The sequence below is a fragment of the Gemmata obscuriglobus genome (assembly GCF_008065095.1).
Classification (GTDB): domain Bacteria; phylum Planctomycetota; class Planctomycetia; order Gemmatales; family Gemmataceae; genus Gemmata; species Gemmata obscuriglobus.
In genome coordinates this window covers 5,554,967-5,573,647 of sequence record NZ_CP042911.1, presented here as the reverse complement: position 1 = coordinate 5,573,647, position 18,681 = coordinate 5,554,967, and the positions used below count along the sequence as shown (strand labels likewise).

The window sequence follows — 18,681 nt, the reverse complement described above, 5'->3', positions numbered from 1 at the left end:
TCTGTCGTGCGCCTACCTTCCGGCTTCCCTCTCGCACCACTGGAGCCTCGTCACATGCGCTCGTTCAAGGCCGCGCTGCTCACCGTTTCGGTGAGCGTGCTCGCGCTGGGCACCGCCCGCGCCGACGTTAAACCGCACCCGATCTTCTCCGACAACATGGTGCTCCAGCAGGGCACCGAGCTGACCGTCTGGGGCACCGCCGGGGCCGGCGAACAGGTCGAAGTCAAGCTCACCCGGCAGGCGCCCGGGCAGGCCTCCGCCGCCGCTTCGAGCGTCGCGGCCGACAAGGACGGCAAGTGGGTCGTCAAGCTGCCGAAGCAGACCGCCGGCACCGGCTTCACGCTGGCGATCAAGGGCACCAACACCGTTGAACTGAAGAACGTCGCGGTGGGCGAGGTGTGGGTGTGCTCCGGCCAGTCCAACATGGAATGGTCGGTCAACGCCGGCGAGTCGCCCGAGGACGTGAAGAAGGGCGCCGAAAACCCGAACCTGCGGTTGTTCACCGTGCAGAAGCGCACCGCGCCGCACCCGATCCAGGACCAGAACGACCTCAAGCACTTCACCAAGTGGTCGGTCAGCGGGCCGGACACCGTGGGCGGCTTCTCGGCCGTGGCGTACCACTTCGGCCAGAAGCTCCAGAAGGAACTCGGCGTGCCGGTCGGGCTGATCCACACCTCGTGGGGCGGGACCCCGGCGCAGGCGTGGGCCAGCCTCGAAGCGCTCGACGCCGACCCGAGCCTGAAGTACTACGCCGACTCCGCCCGCGCCGCGGTGAAGGGGTACGAGAACTACGACGCGAAGAAGGCCCAGGCCGATTACGATACGTCGCTCGCCAAGTGGAAGGAGAACGCGGACAAGCTGAAGGCGGCCGGTAAGCCGGTCCCGAAGGAGCCGACCAAGCCCGGCGCCACCCCGCCCGCGCTCGGGCCGGGCACCCCGGGTGTGCTCTACAACGCGATGATTTACCCGCTGCTGAACTTCAAGGTGAAGGGCGCGATCTGGTACCAGGGCGAGTCGAACGCGGGCAAGGCGTTCGAGTACCGCACGCTGTTCACGGCAATGATTAAGGACTGGCGCAAACAGTTCAACTGCGAGCTGCCGTTCATGCTGGTGCAACTGGCCCCGTTCCGGGGCGGCGCCAGTGGGGTCGATTACGCCGAACTCCGCGACGCGCAACTGTACGCCACCAAGGCGCTCCCGAAGACCGGCATCGCGGTCATCACCGACGTCGGTAACGAGACCGACATCCACCCGAAGCCGAAGCAGCCGGTGGGCGAGCGGCTCGCGCTGGCGGCGCTCGGGATCGAGTACGGCAAGAAGATCGTGTACTACGGGCCGACGCTCAAGGACGTGAAGTACGCGAGCGGCGCCGCCACCCTGACGTTTGACAACGTCGGCAGCGGGCTGGTCGCGAAGGACGGCGACCTCGTGGGCTTCCAGGTCGCCGGCAAGGACGGGAAGTTCGTTCCCGCCAAGGCCGCGATCAAGGACGACACGGTGGTGCTCAGCAGCGAGCTGGTGCCGGAACCGGTCGCGGTGCGCTACGGGTGGGTGAACTTCGCTAAGCCGACGCTCAACTTCTTCAACAAGGAAGGGCTGCCGGCGACCCCGTTCCGCACGGACGAGGCGCCGTACACCACCCAGCCGCGGCCGAAGAAGTGACCCGCCGAGCCCGGAAGATGTGAGCTTTCGACGGGCCACAGGATAGAAAGATCTGTGGAGACGGTCCGCGCGTTCGTCCCGTGAGCCCGTCGGAAACTCTTGGCGTGTTGTGGAGGGCGTATGCGGCGTGTGGTTGTTGTGGGCGGCGGGGTCGTCGGGGCGTGCAGTGCGTACGCGCTGGCGAAGGCCGGGAAACAGGTCGTGATCGTCGAGCAGAAGGGCTTCGGCTCGGGCAGCTCGCACGCGAACTGTGGGTACGTGTCCCCGAGTCACGTGCTGCCGTTCGCCGGGCCGGGGGCGATCGGGTCCACGCTGAAAACGCTGTTCCAGCGGAACTCGCCGCTCAAAGTGCGCCCGGGCGTGGCGCTCGCCAACCTCGGCTGGTTCCTCGGGTTCGCGCGGCGGTGCAATACGCGCGACATGATGGCCGCCGGCCGGGCCATCCAGGCGCTGCTGAACTCGTCGCGGTCCCTGTTCGAGCAACTGGTCGAAACGGAGCGGCTGGAGTGCGAGTGGGAAACGAAGGGGCTACTCTTCGTGTTCCGGACGCCGAAGCACTTCGAACACTACGCCCACACGAACGAAATGCTCGCGCGCGAGTTCAACATGCCCGCGCGCCCACTCGATTCCGCGGCTCTCGCCGCACTCGAACCGGCCCTCAACCCCGGTCAGGCCGGCGGTTACCTCTACGAATCCGACGCGCACCTGCGGCCCGACCGGCTGATGAGCGAGCTGAAGCGCGTGCTCACGGGCCTCGGCGTCGAGATCCGCGAGAACTGTGCCTTCACGGGATTCGTGAAGGGGAACGGCACGGTGGCGGCGGTCAAAACCGCTTCCGGTGAGGTTGCCGCGGACCAGTTCGTGATCGCGACCGGCGCGTGGACCCCGAAGCTCAACGCGGAACTCGGGTGCCGGGTGCCGATCCAGCCTGGGAAGGGGTACTCGATCACCATGCCGCGCCCGGCGGTGTGCCCGAAGTACCCGCTCATTTTCGAGGAACACCGGGTGGCGGTCACGCCGTTCGCGAGCGGCTACCGCCTGGGCTCCACGATGGAGTTCGGGGGCTACGACGAGTCGCTGAACCGGTCCCGCCTGTCACTGCTGACGGAGGGGGCGAAGCTGTACCTTCGCGACCCGCTGGCGGAACCGGTGCAAGAGGAGTGGTGGGGCTGGCGGCCGATGACTTACGACAGCGTTCCGGTGATCGACTTCGCACCGGCCATGAGCAACGTTCTGATCGCCGCCGGGCACAACATGCTCGGGCTCTCGATGGCGACCGCCACCGGGAAGCTGGTGGCCGAAATGCTGGGGGGCGGGAAGACGCACATCGACCCGGCCCCGTACTCGCTCCGACGGTTCTGATTCACGGCTGGTTTTGTCTGCTTCTTGTGGCACAGACATTCCTGTCTGTGCAGCGTGAGAAGGCTGCACAGACAGGAATGTCTGTGCCACGACAACAGCCAAAAGAGATATCAACAGACCGCAAATGAGTCGTGTCTTGCGTGCGGGCCGTTCGCGGCCCGCACGCAAGACACGATCGTGCTGTCGGTTACTTCTTCGGCGGGACGAATTCGACCAACCCGGCGTCGATGTACTGCCCGCCGCCGGTCTGCTTGCAGCGAACCGCGATCACGTTCGTCCCGGCCTTCAGCGCCTTGCGCCCTTCCGGTGTGAGGTCGTACTCGGTGTAGCCGGTCGTGAACCCGGACGCCCGGAGCGCCAGCACGCCGTTGATGTACACCTCCACATCTTCATCGTGGTGTACGCTGAGCTGCATTTCGCCGGCCGGCAGTTCCTTCAGGTCGAAGGCGCGGCGGAGCCAGATGTCGTTGGTCTTCCACTCGGTGCGGATCACGCCACCGGGCGTGCCCTTGGTGCCGAACCCCGCATTCGCCTCGGTCCACTTCGCGGCGTCGAAGTCGGGCTTCTCCCAGCCGGCGGCGGGCTTGTCGGTGGTGAACCGCCACTTCTGGGGCGTTCCCTCGGAGGTCGGGACGATGTCCCGCAATTCGGGCGCCGGGTCGTACAGGGCCTTGTGCCACTTGGCCGTCTCCGCGACATCGAACTTGATGACCTCGCGGTCGTAGGTGATGAAGCCGTTCACCTCGACTTCGACGTCGGTGGTTTGGGTGTAGACCGCCGCGGCGAGCCCCTTGCCGACGAGCGGGTGCAGCCGGCGCATGAGGACCCGGTAGTTGTCGCGCAGCTCCTGTTCGGTCTTGTAGGTGCGGTACCCCCAATTGTTGGTGTTCTTCCACAGGTGCCCCGGCACGGGCAGCCCCAGGCCACCGAACTCGCCGAGCACGCTGACGCGGTCCGGCATCACGGGGAACATCCCCGGCCCCGGGTAGATGTGCGCGTCCTTCATGTCGCCGAACCCGCGGTCCTCCCAGCCGCTCGGGCCGTTGACGAGCCGGGTCGGGTCGTACTGCTTCGTCCACTTCAGGATGTCGTTGGTGTCGTGCTGGCCCCAGCCCTCGTTGAACGGCACCCACACGACGATGGACGGGAAGAACCGGAGGTGGTCGATCATCGCCTTGAGTTCGTCGCGGAACACCTTCTTCTCGGCGTCGGCGAACTTCGCGTCCTCCTTCGCGCCCGGGGGGATGAGATGGCCGCGCGACGGCACGCCGCCGCTGGGCATGTCCTGCCACACGAGCAGCCCCATCTCGTCGCAGTACCGGTAGTAGCGGGCCGGCTCGACCTTGATGTGCTTACGGAGCATGTTGAAGCCGAGCTTCTTCAGCACCTCGAGGTCGTACTTCATGGCCTCGTCGGACGGCGGGGTGAGCAGCCCGTCCGGCCACCAGCCCTGGTCCAGCGGCCCGTACTGGAACAGCGGCTTGTTGTTGAGCATCAGCCGCAGCACGCCCTTGTCGTCCTTCGCCGCGCTGATCTTGCGCATCGCAAAGTAGGTGGTCACGGTGTCGGCGATTGTACTGTCACGTGCGTCCGAGTGGAGCAGGACCGTGACGTCGTAGAGGTGCGGCGAATCGGGCGTCCACAGTTTGGGGTTCTCCACCTTCAGCCGGATCGGCTCGCCGGGCTTGCCGGTCGCGCGCACCTTCACCCCGGTGTCCGTCTTGTCCCCGATGTCCACCGTACTACCCATCCCGACGGCGTCGACGACGAACTCCACTTCGCCCTTGTCGATGTCGGGCGTGACGCGGACGCCGCGGATGTGCGCGTCGCTCGCGACCGGCTCCATCCAGGCCGTCTGCCATATGCCGGTTACCGGCGTGTACCAGATGCCGTGCGGGTTGCGGATCTGCTTGCCGCGCGGCTGGGTCGCGGAGTCGGTCGGGTCGTAGACCTGAACGACCAGTTCACCACTACCGTCCTTGAGGGCGTCGGTGATGTCGAACGAGAAGGGGTCGTTTCCGCCGGTGTGGGTTCCGAGCGGTTTACCGTTCAGCCACACCGTCGCCTGCCAGTCCACCGCGCCGAAGTGGACCATCACCCGCCGGCCCTTCCAGGCGCTCGCGTCGATCTCGCGGCGGTACCAGAGCCGGTCGTCCGGCCCGACCGGTTTGCCCACCCCGCTGAGCGCGCTCTCGGCGCAGAACGGGACCAGGATTTTGCCGTCCCACGTCTCGGGTTTCGGGGCGTCCTTCTTGGTGATCGCGTAGTCCCAGAGCCCGTTGAGGTTCTGCCACTCCTTGCGGACCAGTTGCGGGCGCGGGTACTCCTTCCAGGTGTTTTCGGGGGTCACCTTCTTGCCCCACTTGGTCATCAGCGGGGCGGGCGCGGGCTTCCAGTCGGCGCCCACGACCGGGGAGCAGAGCAGCAGGGCGACTGCGGGGAGGAGCCGGTATCGCATGAATGAACCTCGCATCGGGAGAGTGAAGTCAGGTTCCGGGGCCGAGGCAGGCGCCTGTAACGCCTGCCCCCCTTTCCCTGCTGTGGAAATGGGAACGGCGGGGTCAGTCCGCGACGCGCTTGGTGATGTTGCTGTAAGCGTCGATGCGGCGGTCGCGGAAGAACGGCCAGTTGCGGCGCACGTCTTCCATCAGCTTTCGCTCGCACGTCACCACCAGGATCTCTTCCTTGTCGGAGCTGGCCTTTTTCAGCACTCGCCCGAACGGGTCGCTGACGAACGATCCGCCCCAGAACTCCAGCCCCTCGCCCACGATGACCTCGTGCCCGACGCGGTTGACCGCGCACACGTAGGTGCCGTTGGCGATCGCGTGGCCCCGCATGCTCGTCTCCCAGGCGGAGTGCTGCGCGGCCCCGAACTCCTCCTTCTCGCGCGGGTGCCAGCCGATCGCGGTCGGGTAGAAGATCACCTCCGCGCCCTGGAGCGCGGTGAGCCGCGCCGCCTCCGGATACCACTGGTCCCAGCACACGAGGGTGCCCACCTTCGCCGCGGGTGTGGGGAACACCTTGAACCCGAGGTCCCCGGGGGTGAAATAGAACTTCTCCAGGAACAGCGGGTCGTCCGGGATGTGCATCTTGCGGTAGATGCCCAGCAACTGGCCGCTCGCGTCGTGGACCGTCGCGGTGTTGTGGTACACCCCGGCCATCCGCTTCTCGAACAGCGACCCCACCACAACGACCTTGTTCGCCTTGGCCGCTTTCGCCAGCCGGTCCTCGCTCGGCCCGGGGATCGGTTCCGCGAGGTCGAACAGGGAGATGTCTTCCTTCTGGCAGAAGTAGTGGCCGGTGAACAGCTCCGGCAGGCACACCACCTGCGCGCCCTGCCGGGCGGCCTCGGCGATGGCGCGTTCCGCGTTGGCGAGGTTGGCGTCGCGGTCCGGGCTGATCCTCATCTGCACGGCGGCGATGGTAAAGGTGTCACTCGTCATCGGTGGATTCGTCCTCGGCGGGCCTCTTCATACTTGGTGCTCGGGGGCAGGTGTGTTATACCGAACCGGACCCGACACTCCCTCCCGCCGGACGAAAGACCAGGAACCCGGACATGTCGACCGACAAGAACATCACGAGTGTGCTGAAGGAAACGCGGCAGTTCCCCCCCCAGACAGAGTTTGTCGCCCAGGCGAATGTGAACGCGGCGGAGCGCGAGCGGCTCGCGGAGTGGGCCAAGTCGGACCCCGACGGGTTCTGGGCGGAGCAGGGCCGGTCGCTGCACTGGTTCAAGCCCTGGGACGCCGTTCTCGACTGGACGAACGTCCCCCACGCGAAGTGGTTCGTGGGCGGCACGATCAACGCCAGCTTCAACTGCCTCGACCGGCACCTCGCGGCCCGCGGCAACAAGGCCGCCATCGTGTGGGAGGGCGAGCCGGGCGACACGCGCACCCTGACGTACCAGCAGCTCCACCGCGAGGTGTGCAAGTTCGCCAACGCCCTGAAGGGGCTGGGGGTCGGGAAGGGCGACCGCGTCACGATCTACATGCCGATGGTGCCGGAGACCGCCGTCGCGATGCTGGCGTGTGCCCGCATCGGGGCCATGCACTCGGTGGTGTTCGGCGGGTTCTCGGCGGACGCCGTCGCCGACCGGAACAACGACGCGCAGTCGAAGCTGGTCATCACCGCGGACGGCGGCTGGCGCCGCGGGAAGGTGGTCCCGCTGAAGGCGAACGTCGATGCCGCGCTGGAGAAATCGCCGTCGGTCCAGAAGTGCGTGGTGCTGAACCGGTGCAACACCGCGGTGGAGATGAAGCCCGGGCGCGACGTCTGGTGGCACGACCTGGTCGCCGACGCCAGCGCGGACTGCCCGGCGGAGGAGCTGGACAGTGAGCACCCGCTGTTCATCCTCTACACGAGCGGTAGCACCGGCAAGCCGAAGGGCGTGCTGCACACCACCGGCGGGTACCTGCTCGGCACCTCGCTCACGCACAAGTGGGTGTTCGACATCAAGGAAGACGACGTTTACTGGTGTACCGCCGACGTGGGCTGGATCACCGGCCACAGCTACATCGTGTACGGTCCGCTGTGCAACGGCGCGACGGTGGTGATGTACGAAGGCGCCCCGAACCAGCCGCGCGAGGACCGGTTCTGGGAGATCGTCGCCAAGTACAAGGTGACCATCCTTTACACCGCCCCGACCGCGATCCGGGCGTTCATCAAGTGGGGCGACCAGCACCCGAAGGCCCACGACCTGTCGTCGCTGCGGCTCTTGGGCAGCGTGGGCGAGCCGATCAACCCCGAGGCGTGGATCTGGTATCACAACGTGATCGGCGGCGGTCGGTGCCCGATTGTGGACACGTGGTGGCAGACGGAAACCGGCGCGATCATGATTTCGCCGCTTCCGGGGGCGGTCGCCACGAAGCCCGGCAGCGCGACCAAACCGTTGCCCGGCATCCAGGCCGAGGTGGTGGACAAGCAGGGCCATCCCGTGCCCGCGGGCTCCGGCGGGTTCCTCGTGGTGAAGCGGCCGTGGCCGAGCATGATGCGGACGATCTACGGCGACGACGAGCGCTACAAGGCCACGTACTGGAGCAACTACCCGGGCGTGTACTTCACCGCGGACGGCGCCCGTCAGGACGAGGACGGGTACATCTGGGTGATGGGTCGCGTGGACGACGTGCTCAACGTGAGCGGGCACCGGCTCAGCACGATGGAGGTCGAAAGTGCCCTCGTGCAGCACCCGAAGGTCGCAGAGGCGGCCGTCGTCGGCCGGCCCGACGATCTGAAGGGCGAGGGCATCGTCTGCTTCGTAACGCTGAAGCAGGGGACCAACCCGTCGGACGAATTGAAGACCGAACTCAAAGCGCACGTGGTTCACAACATCGGCGCTCTGGCCCGCCCGGACGATGTCCGGTTCAGCGAAACGCTGCCGAAAACGCGCAGCGGGAAAATCATGCGCCGGTTCCTACGCGATATTGCCGCCGGCCGACAGACGACCGGTGACGCCACGACGCTCGAAGACTTCGCGGTGCTCGCCAAGCTCCGCGAAGACGACGAGTGATCTGATGAGTTGTTGCCGGGCTGTCAGAGCTTCTTGACAGCCCGCTCCTGCGCGTGGACCGACCGCGAAACGTGACAACGTTCAAGTGACGTGTGTCGAACTCGAACTCGCGGCGAAACGATTACTGCTCCCGGACCAGCAACTCGCCCGACGCCGCGAACCACCCGCGGCTGTCGGCCTGGTACACGCCGATAGTTGCGGACGCCAGGAACCGCGCGGCCTCTTCCAGCGTGCGGTCCACGACCGCTTCGTCCGATCCTTCCGTCGGTTTGCGGAGCGTGATGAGCTGCTGCGTCTGAATCACGCGTTCCATCAGTTGTGTCGCGTGTGGGTTACCCTCCATCGTTTCCAGCTCGGCCGCGTGGGCGTTCAGGTCGTCGCGCAAATCGTCCTCTTTCGTGAGATACCGCGACAATTGCACCACCGCGCCGCTGGGCAGGCGCAACGCACCTTCGGTCCAGCCGAGGTCGTCGCCCCGGAAGTGGGGCTCGACCGCCAGCCCGAGTGCGTGGAGGTGCTCGGCGAGACCCGCAGGCGCGGGCTCGGTCTGAGACGAACCGAATACGCGATACCACATGCGTTGAACCCCGGGGCGTGAGTCGAAAACCTGTGCCACGACGGCCTTCGACATTACGCCTTCCGACCTTTCTCTTTCTCGACGTACTTCTTGGGTTCGGGTTCGCTGACGATTTTCAGCAGCTCCGCAACGATGTCGTCGCTGTTGCGCCCCTCGGCCTGGGCCTGGAAGTTCGCGCTGACGCGGTGCCGGAGCACGGGGATCGCCGCCTTCTTGATGTCGTTGATGGCAACGCTCGGGCGGCCGTCCATCGCTGCGAAGGCCTGACCCGCCTGAGCGAGAAAGATGCCCGCGCGGGGGCCGGCACCCCAGTCCACCAGGCGCTTAATGAGGTCCGGGGCGCCGGGCTCCTTCGGGCGCGTCGCCCGGACCAGTTTCACGATGAAGTCGTGAACGAAGTTCGGAACCTCGACCTTCTTCACCAACTTCTGCCAGGCCAGGATGCGCTCGGCCGAGAGCACCTTCGTGAGTTCGGGCTTCTCCGGGCGGGTGCTCATCTCCACGATGAGCCGCTCGTCTTCCAGCGTGGGGTAGCCGACCTTCACGTTGAACATGAACCGGTCGAGTTGGGCTTCGGGAAGTGGGTAGGTGCCCTCTTGCTCGATCGGGTTCTGGGTCGCGATCACGAAGAACGGTTCCGGCAGCTTCATCGACTCCTGGCCGGCCGTCACCTGACGCTCCTGCATCGCTTCCAGCAGCGACGCTTGCGTTTTCGGCGGGGTCCGGTTGATTTCGTCGGCCAGAACGATGTTCGCAAAGATGGGGCCGCGGACGAACCGGAACTCGCGCTTCCCCTCGGCCGTTTCGTCGAGGATCGTGGTGCCGGTGATGTCCGAGGGCATCAGGTCGGGGGTGAACTGTACCCGTTTGAACTGGATGTTCAGGATCTGGGCGATCGAACTGACCATCAGGGTTTTGGCGAGGCCCGGAACGCCGACGAGGAGGCAGTGCCCGCGGGTGAAGATGGCGGCCAAAACCTGTTCGATGACTTCGCTCTGCCCGACGACGACGGTGCGGAGCTGGTCGAGCATGGCCGCGCGGTCGGCCGCAAACTGGTTAAGGTACTCTGTGAAGCGGTCCTGTGCCACCGGTGCGGCTCCTGAAGGCGGTTGAAGCACGAGACCGGCATTTTACCAACTCGCGCAAACCGTTGACACGCGGCTGCCATCGGTTGGGTAGTGATTGGTGATCTTCGCCGGCAGGGCCGGCCGTTCCACCCGAAGGGCGGACCGATGCGCAAGGGACTGCTGGTTGTGGGGGCGGTTCTGCCGGTCGTGACTGCGTGCGGCATCTGGTGGACGTGGACCCGCAAAACCGCAACGCCAGTCGAGTAATCGGGCGATATGCAAGCGGTTGCGGACTGCAACAATGCGTTCGGGTTCGACCTCTACGCGAAGTCGCGCGAGACCGAACCAGGGAACGTGATCTTTTTGCCGTACAGCGCTGCGGCCGTATCACCGGGTACGTGTCTGAGTGCCCAGAAGAAGCTCTTTAGGAACGAGTGTAACGGGGGTTACACCTTTGGCCTGATACACGTACCCGGTAATACTGCCGCTTTCTTGACGAGCCGCGACCGCCAGGGAGCGGTGCCACGTATCCCGCTCCCTGGCGGTCGCGGCTCGTCAAGAAAAGCGACACCGCAGGTGGGCTCATGTATGAGAGTGGACTGCTGGGGTACGGACGGGCGATTCGCTGGTGCGAGAACTACCGATTCGCTACCGGATGGCTGGCCGGCCGCTACCACCGAATCGCGCCGGCAAAACTCGAATTACTCCTCGGATGGATGAAGACCGAGGCGGGCGCGATCCAAAGAGCACGACGCAAATTGTTACTGTAACAGATTTTACTGATAAGCGGCTTCAGAACGGGAACCCGATGCTCTTGACGCGGCCGCGGGTAACCCAAGCTTCCAATACTGCCGCACGCATGGAAATGGGTGCGGAAATGATCGGAGTGCCGACAGTGGTAGCATTTGGGAAGGGCGCGCCGGAGGATCGCGCCGAACGCTCGTTCTCGTGTGCGTCGCGGCGATCGCTACGCCGCCTCGGGACGTGCGAGCTGAATCGGCGGGAACAGGAAGCCGGCGGGGGTCGGCAACCCGCCGGGGCCGTGCGGGCCGGCCGGGGTTCCTTCCCACGGGTGGACCCGCAGCGCGTCGAGCACGCGCTCGGCGAGTTCCAGCGCGTTACGCCCGTCGACCCCGGTCACCCGCGGGGTCGTGTTGGTGCGCACGCAGTCGATGAAGTGGCGCAGCTCGGCCGTGAGCTGGTCCTGCTTGCGGTCGCCGTCGAGGTTGAGGACCTGCAAGTAGCGCCCGAACACCTCGTCCTTGAGGCGCGCCCGGGACAGGGGGTCGAGCGATTCGACGCAGAGGCCGTGCTTGCGCACCTCTTCGCTCTGCTGCACCAGGGCGAGCTTGCGGGTCACGAAGTCGATGCCCGCGTAGCCCTCCGGCGCCCAGATGCGGAGCCGGCGCTTCGGGTGGCGGGTGATGCGGCTCGCGGTCACGTGCGCGATGCACCCGTTGTCGAACTCCAGCCGGGCGTTAACCATGTCCTCATGCCCGCCGAACACCACCGCACCCACCGCGGACACCCGCATCACCTTCCCGCCGACGAGGGCGAGGAGCAGGTCGAGGTCGTGGATCATCAGGTCGAGCACGGCGCCGATGTCAACCGAGCGGCCGGTGAACGGTCCGTGCCGTTCGGCTTCGACGAACTTGGCGCGGATGGGCCGCTTGACGAGTTCTTCGAACGCCGGGTTGAACCGCTCGATGTGGCCCACTTGGAGCGGCACACCGGCCTTGTCCGCCAGGTCGATCAGTTCGTCGGCTTCGGCAACGGTCCGGCAGATCGGCTTTTCCACCAGGACCGGCACCCCGGCCTTCAGGAACGTGGACGCGACCGCGTGGTGGTGAATCGTGGGGGTCACCACGCTCACCGCGTCGACCTTTCCGACCAGCGGTCGGATGTCGCCGAACGGGGTGGTGCCGAATTTGGTGGCGATTGCGCGGGCCTGCTCGACGTTGGCATCGACAACGCCGACCAGATCGACGTCCGCCATGTTCGCGAGGATGCGGGCGTGGTGCTGGCCCAAGTGTCCGACGCCGATCACCGCCATCCGCAAACGATCCATGTCGCACCCGTCAAAGTCGTAGAGTCGAAGGTCGTAAGGTCGAAGTCGGCAGCCTCACGCCGCGCGGTGGGCCGGCTTGCCGACTATGCGCCCGGAGGGCTTGCGGGCTTCGGGGCCGGCGGCCGCGCACGCCAGTGCGCGGGCCAGTTCCACGTTCAGCGAGTGCCCAGACCGGTACGCCACCACGTGCCCGGCGAGGTCGAACCCGCACAGCGCCAGGTCGCCGATCAGGTCCAGGATCTTGTGGCGGGCCGGTTCGTCGGCGTACCGCACGGTGTTGTCGATCGGGCCGCGCGGGCCGAACACCAACAGGTCCGCGCCCGTGAGGTGCTTTCCGACCCCTTGGGCGCGCAGCCCACCGGCCTCGGCCTCGGTGAGGAACGTGCGGCAGCGGCTGATCTCGCCGACGAAGCTGTCCGGCGTGACCGCGAGCGTGTGCGTCTGCGGCAGAATCGGCGCGCCCGGGCCGTAGTCCAGCCGGTAGCTGATCCGCAGCTCGGTGCCCGGCGCGGGGTGCAACCCGAGCGTCGCGCCCGGGGTGCGCACAATGATCGGGTGGGTCGGGCCGTAGATCGGCCGGCGGGCGTACTGCGTGACCGTGCCGGCCTCCGCGAGCGCCGACACGAACCCCGCGGCGGAGCCGTCCAGTCCCGGCGGCTCGGGGCCGTCGAGTTCGACCAAGCAGTTGTCGACGCGAAGCCCGGCGAGCGAGGCCAGCGCGTGCTCGACGAGCGTGATCGTGGTGTTATGTTGGCCGAGGGTGGTCCGGCGCTGGGTGCCGCTCACGCCGGCGGCGCGGGCGAGGACGGTCGGCGAGCCGGGCAGGTCGGTGCGACGGAACGCGACCCCGGTGTCCGTCGCGGCCGGCAGGAACCGCAACCGCACGCGCGAGCCGGTGATGAACCCGACGCCCTCGACGGTCGCCGGCGCGTTGATAGTTCGTTGGTGGCGATAGCCGATGACGCGCACGATGTCCGCCTTCCCTGGCGTAACCGTTCCGAATCGGGTGAGAGCCGCGTTGCGGTTCGGGACGGTCACGGTGCCCTCACTATCGGCACCGTGACCGCCGCTCAATGAGCCCCAAGTTCCGCATTCCGTGTCTCCGACCCGGAACCCGGTACCGGTCGGGCCGTTACGGTTTCTGTTGCGCGCCGGCCGGCGGTTGCGCGCTGCCGCCGGGCAGGCCGCTGCTGCCCGGGGCCGGGGCCGGGATGTCGAGTTTGCTCACGTCGATCACGTTGCCCTGGGCGTCCTTCGGCTGGTACCACGTGTTGAGCGTCTTGACCACGATGCCGGTGATGTCCGCGTGGCCGGCCACGTAGAACGGTTGGGCCGCCGGCGGCTTGAGCTTCAGCTCCTTGATGTACGGGCTCTTCAACTCTTCGGCGGTCACCGCGTCGGGGTAGGCGAACACGATGTGGTAGCCGTTCATCTCGGCGGTCTTGTCCACGACCATTTTGATCTTGTCGTAGAGGTCCGAAATGATCGCGCTGGCGTCGTCGTTGAGCTGCTTGTTGATCTTGCGGTCCTCGTCCTCAATGGCGCGGCTCAGCGCGAGCATGCGCTGGACCTTTTGCTCCTTGTCCGGCGGGTTCTGGTTTTTCTGAAGGTCCTGCTGGATCTGAATGTACTCGCCGCGCCAGCCGAGCAACTGCTTGGACATCTCGTTTTTGCGCGTGTTGAGCAGGTGAACCTGGTATTTCGCCTGCCCGAAGTCGCGCATGACTCCGGCCATGTTGAACACCGCGACCGTCGGCCGTGTGGCCGGAGCGCCAGCAGGGGCGCCGGCGGGCGGCGCGGCGGCGCCGGGGGCCGGGGGCTGGGCGCTGGCGAGGCCGACCGTGCCCGCGACCCCGAGCAACCCCGACAGGAGCATCCACGTCCTCTTCACTGTTCACTCCTCCTTGAATCCGCTCCGGGCGCCGCAGGGGTTCCGGTCCCCGCGGCCGCTCCTCCTCGGCTCGCTGCACAGGTAACACGGGCGTTAAAGCCGTGCGAATCATCGCTTTCGGCCGTGCCGTCCGCATTTCTCTCAGGTGCCGTGGCGAGCGTAGATACCCAATCATTTCGGGGGCGTCAATGCTAAGGGCAGGTGCCGCCTGCGCGAGTATTTGGCGTGAAATCAACGCGCTAAGGTTACGAGGCCGCGACACCTTAAACCGGCGTGGGCAATTCGGTCGATGTCAATTTGGGCAGGAGTCGGCCGTCGGCGGGACTTAAACCTTATGAAACTGACTTTTTACGTGCCCTTTTTCGCCTCTGCGCTCGTTGTGGGGTGTGACTCGTCGGCCCCGCAGGTGAGTCCTGCGACCGTGCGGGGCCGCGTCTTATTGAACGGGCAACCCGTAGCGGGCGGGTTGGTGGTGTTCACGCCGCACCCGGATCGCGGCGGGGCTGGCAAAGCTGCTTACGCAGAAACCGGACCCGACGGAGCCTACGCTTTGAGCTTCGATCAAGCGGCCGAGATTCCACCGGGCTGGTATCGGGTCGCGTTGACTCCAGCTCCAACTCCGACATCCGGGCCGGCGTCACTGTTTCCAACGAAACTGGCGCGCCCCGACATGTCCGGCATCGAGCGCGAAGTGAAACCCGGGAAGGAGCACATCTTCGAGTTCGTGGTGGAGGTGCCGAAGGAGTGAGTGGCTGACGAGTGAAACTCCGGACCCCCGGCATCTGGCAGTTTGAGCCCGAACCGCGCAGCCCGTTCCGCCCCGAGCAATAATTCTTCCGTAGGAGTTCACAGGTGATGCGGCCGCGTATCAACAGTTGGTGAGGAGCGGATTCATAACGTTATGTTTTAATCTATTTGTAAATAAGCGACATGTATTAGGGTGTCTAGTCTTTCAGAGTTATGAGGGATTTCAGGGCGTGGCGTGAGTGGTCGGGATGCCGGCGAGGGTCGCCTCGATGGCGGTCCGGAACGACGCGAAGTCGGGGTGGTACCAGCCGTACACGCTCCGCCGCTTGGCAAACCCCCACAGCCGCTCGATCAGGTTCAGGTTGGGCGAGTAGCTCGGCAGGAGCAGCAGTCGGATGCCGCAATTCTGCGGCCAGAGCCAGGACCACCTTGTTCCGCTGGTATCGGGCGTTGTCCAGGACCACTATCACCGAGCAAGCCAGGCCCTCGGCCGCGATCTTCTGGAGTAACTAATATTCTGTAAATTGTGTGTGGAAATTGTCATATTTTTGGTCCAGAATGAAGGTGGACGGCGATTGGGTATTTTGGTCTGATCCTTTCGGCATTCCAACCGGTAGGAGCGACACATGGGATCGCGATCCCAGTAGTTTCAAGTTGGCGGCGATTTAGGAATAGCGGGCCGCATGGGTTTGCCGGTTAATGGTGGTTACCACGCCTCCATTTCCGGAGCCCCCCATGCGGCCCACGAATCAGTCGATCCGAGGAACCCCGGGTCACGCCACGGTGCATCCGCGCCCGGTGCTCACGGACTGGCTCGGTCGTGCCGTTCCGTTACCCAAGCGGCGCCCCACGTGCACCCCGGAGGTGGTGTGGCGGGTGACCCTGTTCGCGGCCGCGTTCGCCCGGTCGGTCGCGGCCGCGTGCGCCGCCGTGGCCCAGGCCCCGTCCGGGCAAGCCGTTTGGGACGGCTTGTACCTGGCCCGGCCCAACCGGCGGCGGACCCTCGAGCGGTGGTTGCTCCCGGCCCTCCACGCCCCCCCTCGGGGCGCGCAAGCGGACGGCCCATGTGGCCATTGACTACCACCGGATCGGGTTACTTCGGGAAACCCAACCGGGACACGACCCGGTCCAAGGAGGCGGGCGGCCCCCACAACTTCCACACGTACGCCACCGCATGTCTCGTCGGGGGACCGGATCGGTATACGGTCGGGGTGACCACGGTGGGCGAGAAGGAGCCCATGACCGAGATCCCGACCCGGTTGCTCGATCGACTCGCCGCCGCAGGAGTTACGATCCGTGTGGCGCTCTTGGACGAGGCCTTCTTTACGATCGCGGTGATGCGATTGCTCCCGTCCCGGGACGTGCCGTTCGTGATCCCCGCGGTGGTCCGCGGGCGGAAGCCCCGACCCGGTGTCCCGGCCGTCGGGTTGCGGGCCATGCGGCGGTGCGGGGCGGGCCGGTCTCAAGACTCGCCCGCTCAAGCAGTGGCCGGTCAAGAGGGAGATGTTGCGCCGGATTAAGAACCGGTTCGACGAACTCGGCATCGAGATTCCGTCCCCACGCCGCACCGTGTATCACCGGTTCCCAGAAGGAGCGACTTAGACCCCGGCGTTGGTGCCGAAGGCCGAACGGGACGCGGCTTGAGACACCGCAACAGCGCCGAAGACGTGAGGTGTGCCGATAGCGCAAAACCGACCACGCGAAGTACGTCCGCCGGCCCACACTTTAACCTATCAGCGCCGGCGGCCGAGCGAGCGGCATTCACGGTGTGCCGATTGCCCGCGCCCCTTGACCTCATGAGTATCAGCAACCGATACACGATGACCGGCTGCGGTCGGTGTTGTTATCCGGTCGCGGTCGCGGAGAACGTGACGATCACCGCGGCACGACTGATCAATCCGCCCGAGCGGCGGCGACGACGCGCTTCCCGGCTACAAGGCGCGTGCCGACGTTGAGCATCAGCACCACCAACACCAGAACGAACGCCCCGGCCCAGGCGAGGTTCTTGCTGGCTTCGTCGGGACGCTTTGCGAACTCGTACACGTAGTACGGTAGCGACGGGGTCGCGTCCGAAAGCGATTTGGCCAGGTACTGTGACCCGCGCGCGGTCAGGATCAGGGGAGCGGTTTCCCCGGCGATCCGGCCCACGGCCAGCAGTACGCCCGTGGTGATCGCGGGAAGGGCGGCGGGGATAACGACCTTGAGTACGGTCTGGCGCCGGCTGGCGCCCAGCGCGAAGCTCGCCTCCCGCAGGCTGTTGGGGACGAGGCGCATCGCCTCCTCCGCGGAGCGGATCACCACGGGCAGCATCATCACCCCGAGCGCGAACGCCCCCGCCCACGCCGAGAACCCCCACGGCTTCTGACCGGGCGCCAGCCAGAACGGCGACACCAGCAGCGCGTACACAAACACCCCGATCACGATCGACGGCACCCCGCCCAGCAGTTCGGCCACGAACCGCACCGGGGCGACCAGCGGGCTCTTGCGGTACTCGCTCAGCAGCACCCCGGTCATCAGCCCGATCGGAACCGCGAACACGGACGCTAGCCCGACCAGCGTCACACTTCCGACGAGCGCGTGATACAGTCCCGGCGGCCGCTCATGGGGCAGGTTCGTGAAGAACGCCGCGGTGACCTTGTCGGCCCCCTTGTACGTGATGTACCCGAGGATCAGGAACAGCGGGACCACCGTCAGCACCTGACAGCCCCACAGCACCGCGGTCATGACCCGGTCCGTGAGGGCGGCGCGCGTCCTCGCGCGGGTCACCTGCGCGGCGGCCGCCGCAGGGTCGGGGGGCGGGGCGTCGCTGAGTTCGACCTCGCGCGTGCGCACGAGGTGCGGCTTGGACGCCCAGCGCACCAGCAGGCGGGCGGCGGCGTTCATCACGATGGTGATGACGAGCAGCAGCAGACCCAAGAGGATGAGCGTCGGACGTTTTGGGGTGCCGGGGGTGGTTTCGTGGAGCTGCTTGGCGATAATGCTCGGGATCGTGTCGCCGGTCGCCGTGGCCGAGAAATCGAGGTGCTGGGCGTTGCCGATCACCATCGTCACCGCCATCGTTTCGCCGACGGCGCGGCCGAGCGCCAGGAAGCACGCGGCGATGATTCCTGGCCGCGCGTAAGGCAGCACCACCTTCCAAATGGTGTGCCAGCGCGTGGCCCCCAGCGCCAGAGACCCCTCGCGCTGGGACCGGGGCACCGCCTGGCACACGTCAAAGCTGAGCGCCGTGACGTAAGGCAGAATCATGACTGCCAGCACGAGCCCGGCGGCGAGAATTCCCTCGCCGGATTGGTGGCGGAGCCCCAGTAGGTCGAAGGCCGGGGCCAGCCCGCGCCGGGCCAGAAACTCGAGCGCCCAGAAGCCGAAGATGACGCTCGGGATCGCCGCGAGCAGTTCCAGCAGAAACGAAGATATTTGCCGGACCCGCGCCGGCGCGAGTTCCGACAGGCACGCCGCCGCCCCGACCCCGAGCGGGACCGCGACGAGCATCGCGATCACCGACGTGGCGACCGTGCCGTAAACGAAGAGCAGCCCGCCGTACGCCCCGCCGTCGGGGTTCCAGTCCGCGCTGGTCAGCACCTTCAGTTCGCCGAGCTTCGAGAGGGCCGGCCATGCCTGATAGGCCAGCACCGCGAGCAGCGCGGCGGCGACGGACAGAACGAACACGCCTGCGGCCTGTCCCAGGCCGAGGAAGGTGCGGTCCCCCAGCGACGAGCGGGCCGAACGGCGCGGGGCGGGAGCGGTGGTGCTCATGCGGTGTGGTGTTCCGAAGAATTTTGCATCGGTCCCGTCAAAACTCTT

General features: G+C 66.4%; 15 protein-coding genes and 1 pseudogene. 7 read left to right on the top strand and 9 right to left on the bottom strand.

The genetic code is table 11. The features are described 5' to 3' along the window. Positions 1-54: 54 nt before the first annotated feature. Entirely contained in the window at positions 55-1,662 is a 1,608-nt protein-coding gene (locus GobsT_RS23390; protein ID WP_010050107.1) for a sialate O-acetylesterase, read from the top strand. Positions 1,663-1,782: 120 nt separating this feature from the next. Next, on the top strand, positions 1,783-3,024 hold the full coding sequence (locus GobsT_RS23385) for an NAD(P)/FAD-dependent oxidoreductase (RefSeq protein ID WP_010050105.1): 1,242 nt from the start codon (positions 1,783-1,785) through the stop codon (positions 3,022-3,024). A gap of 187 nt (positions 3,025-3,211) precedes the next feature. On the opposite strand, the gene GobsT_RS23380 is transcribed toward GobsT_RS23385, so the two are convergent. Together GobsT_RS23380 and GobsT_RS23375 are read right to left on the bottom strand one after the other, a co-directional pair. Beyond that, positions 3,212-5,482, bottom strand: coding sequence for a glycoside hydrolase family 2 protein (locus GobsT_RS23380; protein ID WP_010041893.1), 2,271 nt, complete (start codon positions 5,480-5,482; stop codon positions 3,212-3,214). A 103-nt stretch (positions 5,483-5,585) separates the two neighbouring features. Further along, on the bottom strand, positions 5,586-6,467 hold the full coding sequence (locus GobsT_RS23375; RefSeq protein ID WP_010041892.1) for a carbon-nitrogen hydrolase: 882 nt from the start codon (positions 6,465-6,467) through the stop codon (positions 5,586-5,588). A gap of 113 nt (positions 6,468-6,580) precedes the next feature. On the opposite strand from GobsT_RS23375, the gene acs reads away from it, so the two are divergent. Continuing rightward, the gene (acs, locus tag GobsT_RS23370; protein WP_010041890.1) at positions 6,581-8,530 is read left to right on the top strand and encodes an acetate--CoA ligase; all 1,950 of its coding nucleotides are present in this window, start codon (positions 6,581-6,583) and stop codon (positions 8,528-8,530) included. A gap of 121 nt (positions 8,531-8,651) precedes the next feature. On the opposite strand, the gene GobsT_RS23365 is transcribed toward acs, so the two are convergent. The 5 genes from GobsT_RS23365 to GobsT_RS23345 all read right to left on the bottom strand — a co-directional run bounded on the left by GobsT_RS23365 (position 8,652) and on the right by GobsT_RS23345 (position 14,133). After that, entirely contained in the window at positions 8,652-9,107 is a 456-nt protein-coding gene (locus GobsT_RS23365; RefSeq protein ID WP_148087848.1) for a hypothetical protein, read from the bottom strand. Between the two features lie 53 nt (positions 9,108-9,160). Continuing rightward, on the bottom strand, positions 9,161-10,195 hold the full coding sequence (locus tag GobsT_RS23360) for an AAA family ATPase (RefSeq protein ID WP_010041884.1): 1,035 nt from the start codon (positions 10,193-10,195) through the stop codon (positions 9,161-9,163). 946 nt (positions 10,196-11,141) lie between these two features. Continuing rightward, a complete protein-coding gene (locus tag GobsT_RS23355) occupies positions 11,142-12,242 on the bottom strand; it encodes a Gfo/Idh/MocA family protein (RefSeq protein ID WP_029600973.1) in 1,101 nt (366 codons plus the stop codon). A 54-nt stretch (positions 12,243-12,296) separates the two neighbouring features. Next, positions 12,297-13,280, bottom strand: a complete 984-nt coding sequence (locus GobsT_RS23350; RefSeq protein ID WP_109571477.1) for a UDP-3-O-acyl-N-acetylglucosamine deacetylase — start codon at positions 13,278-13,280, stop codon at positions 12,297-12,299. A gap of 94 nt (positions 13,281-13,374) precedes the next feature. Further along, positions 13,375-14,133 carry an OmpH family outer membrane protein gene (locus GobsT_RS23345; protein WP_148087847.1) on the bottom strand — a complete coding sequence of 253 codons (759 nt, stop codon included), beginning with the start codon at positions 14,131-14,133 and terminating at the stop codon, positions 13,375-13,377. 550 nt (positions 14,134-14,683) lie between these two features. Between GobsT_RS23345 and GobsT_RS38925 the strand changes: the two genes are divergently transcribed. Then, entirely contained in the window at positions 14,684-14,881 is a 198-nt protein-coding gene (locus GobsT_RS38925; RefSeq protein ID WP_029600972.1) for a hypothetical protein, read from the top strand. A gap of 303 nt (positions 14,882-15,184) precedes the next feature. On the opposite strand, the pseudogene GobsT_RS39890 reads toward GobsT_RS38925, so the two are convergent. Beyond that, a pseudogene (locus GobsT_RS39890) lies at positions 15,185-15,304 on the bottom strand (transposase); the annotation flags it as partial. 311 nt (positions 15,305-15,615) lie between these two features. On the opposite strand from GobsT_RS39890, the gene GobsT_RS39885 reads away from it, so the two are divergent. From GobsT_RS39885 to GobsT_RS41190, 3 genes are read left to right on the top strand one after another with little or no spacing between them, the layout of a single operon-like run. After that, the gene (locus GobsT_RS39885) at positions 15,616-15,957 is read left to right on the top strand and encodes a hypothetical protein (RefSeq protein ID WP_010041869.1); all 342 of its coding nucleotides are present in this window, start codon (positions 15,616-15,618) and stop codon (positions 15,955-15,957) included. Continuing rightward, positions 15,945-16,400 (top strand): hypothetical protein, encoded by a 456-nt coding sequence (locus tag GobsT_RS39880; protein ID WP_010041868.1) that lies wholly within the window; start codon positions 15,945-15,947, stop codon positions 16,398-16,400. The genes GobsT_RS39885 and GobsT_RS39880 overlap by 13 nt, the downstream gene beginning before the upstream one ends. Beyond that, positions 16,384-16,482: a hypothetical protein gene (locus GobsT_RS41190; protein ID WP_417936344.1), complete on the top strand. Its 99-nt coding sequence runs from the start codon at positions 16,384-16,386 to the stop codon at positions 16,480-16,482. The genes GobsT_RS39880 and GobsT_RS41190 overlap by 17 nt, the downstream gene beginning before the upstream one ends. 291 nt (positions 16,483-16,773) lie before the next feature. Here GobsT_RS41190 and pstA read toward each other — a convergent pair whose 3' ends face one another. Further along, entirely contained in the window at positions 16,774-18,633 is a 1,860-nt protein-coding gene (gene pstA, locus GobsT_RS23320; RefSeq protein WP_010041867.1) for a phosphate ABC transporter permease PstA, read from the bottom strand. Between the last annotated feature and the right edge of the window lie 48 nt (positions 18,634-18,681).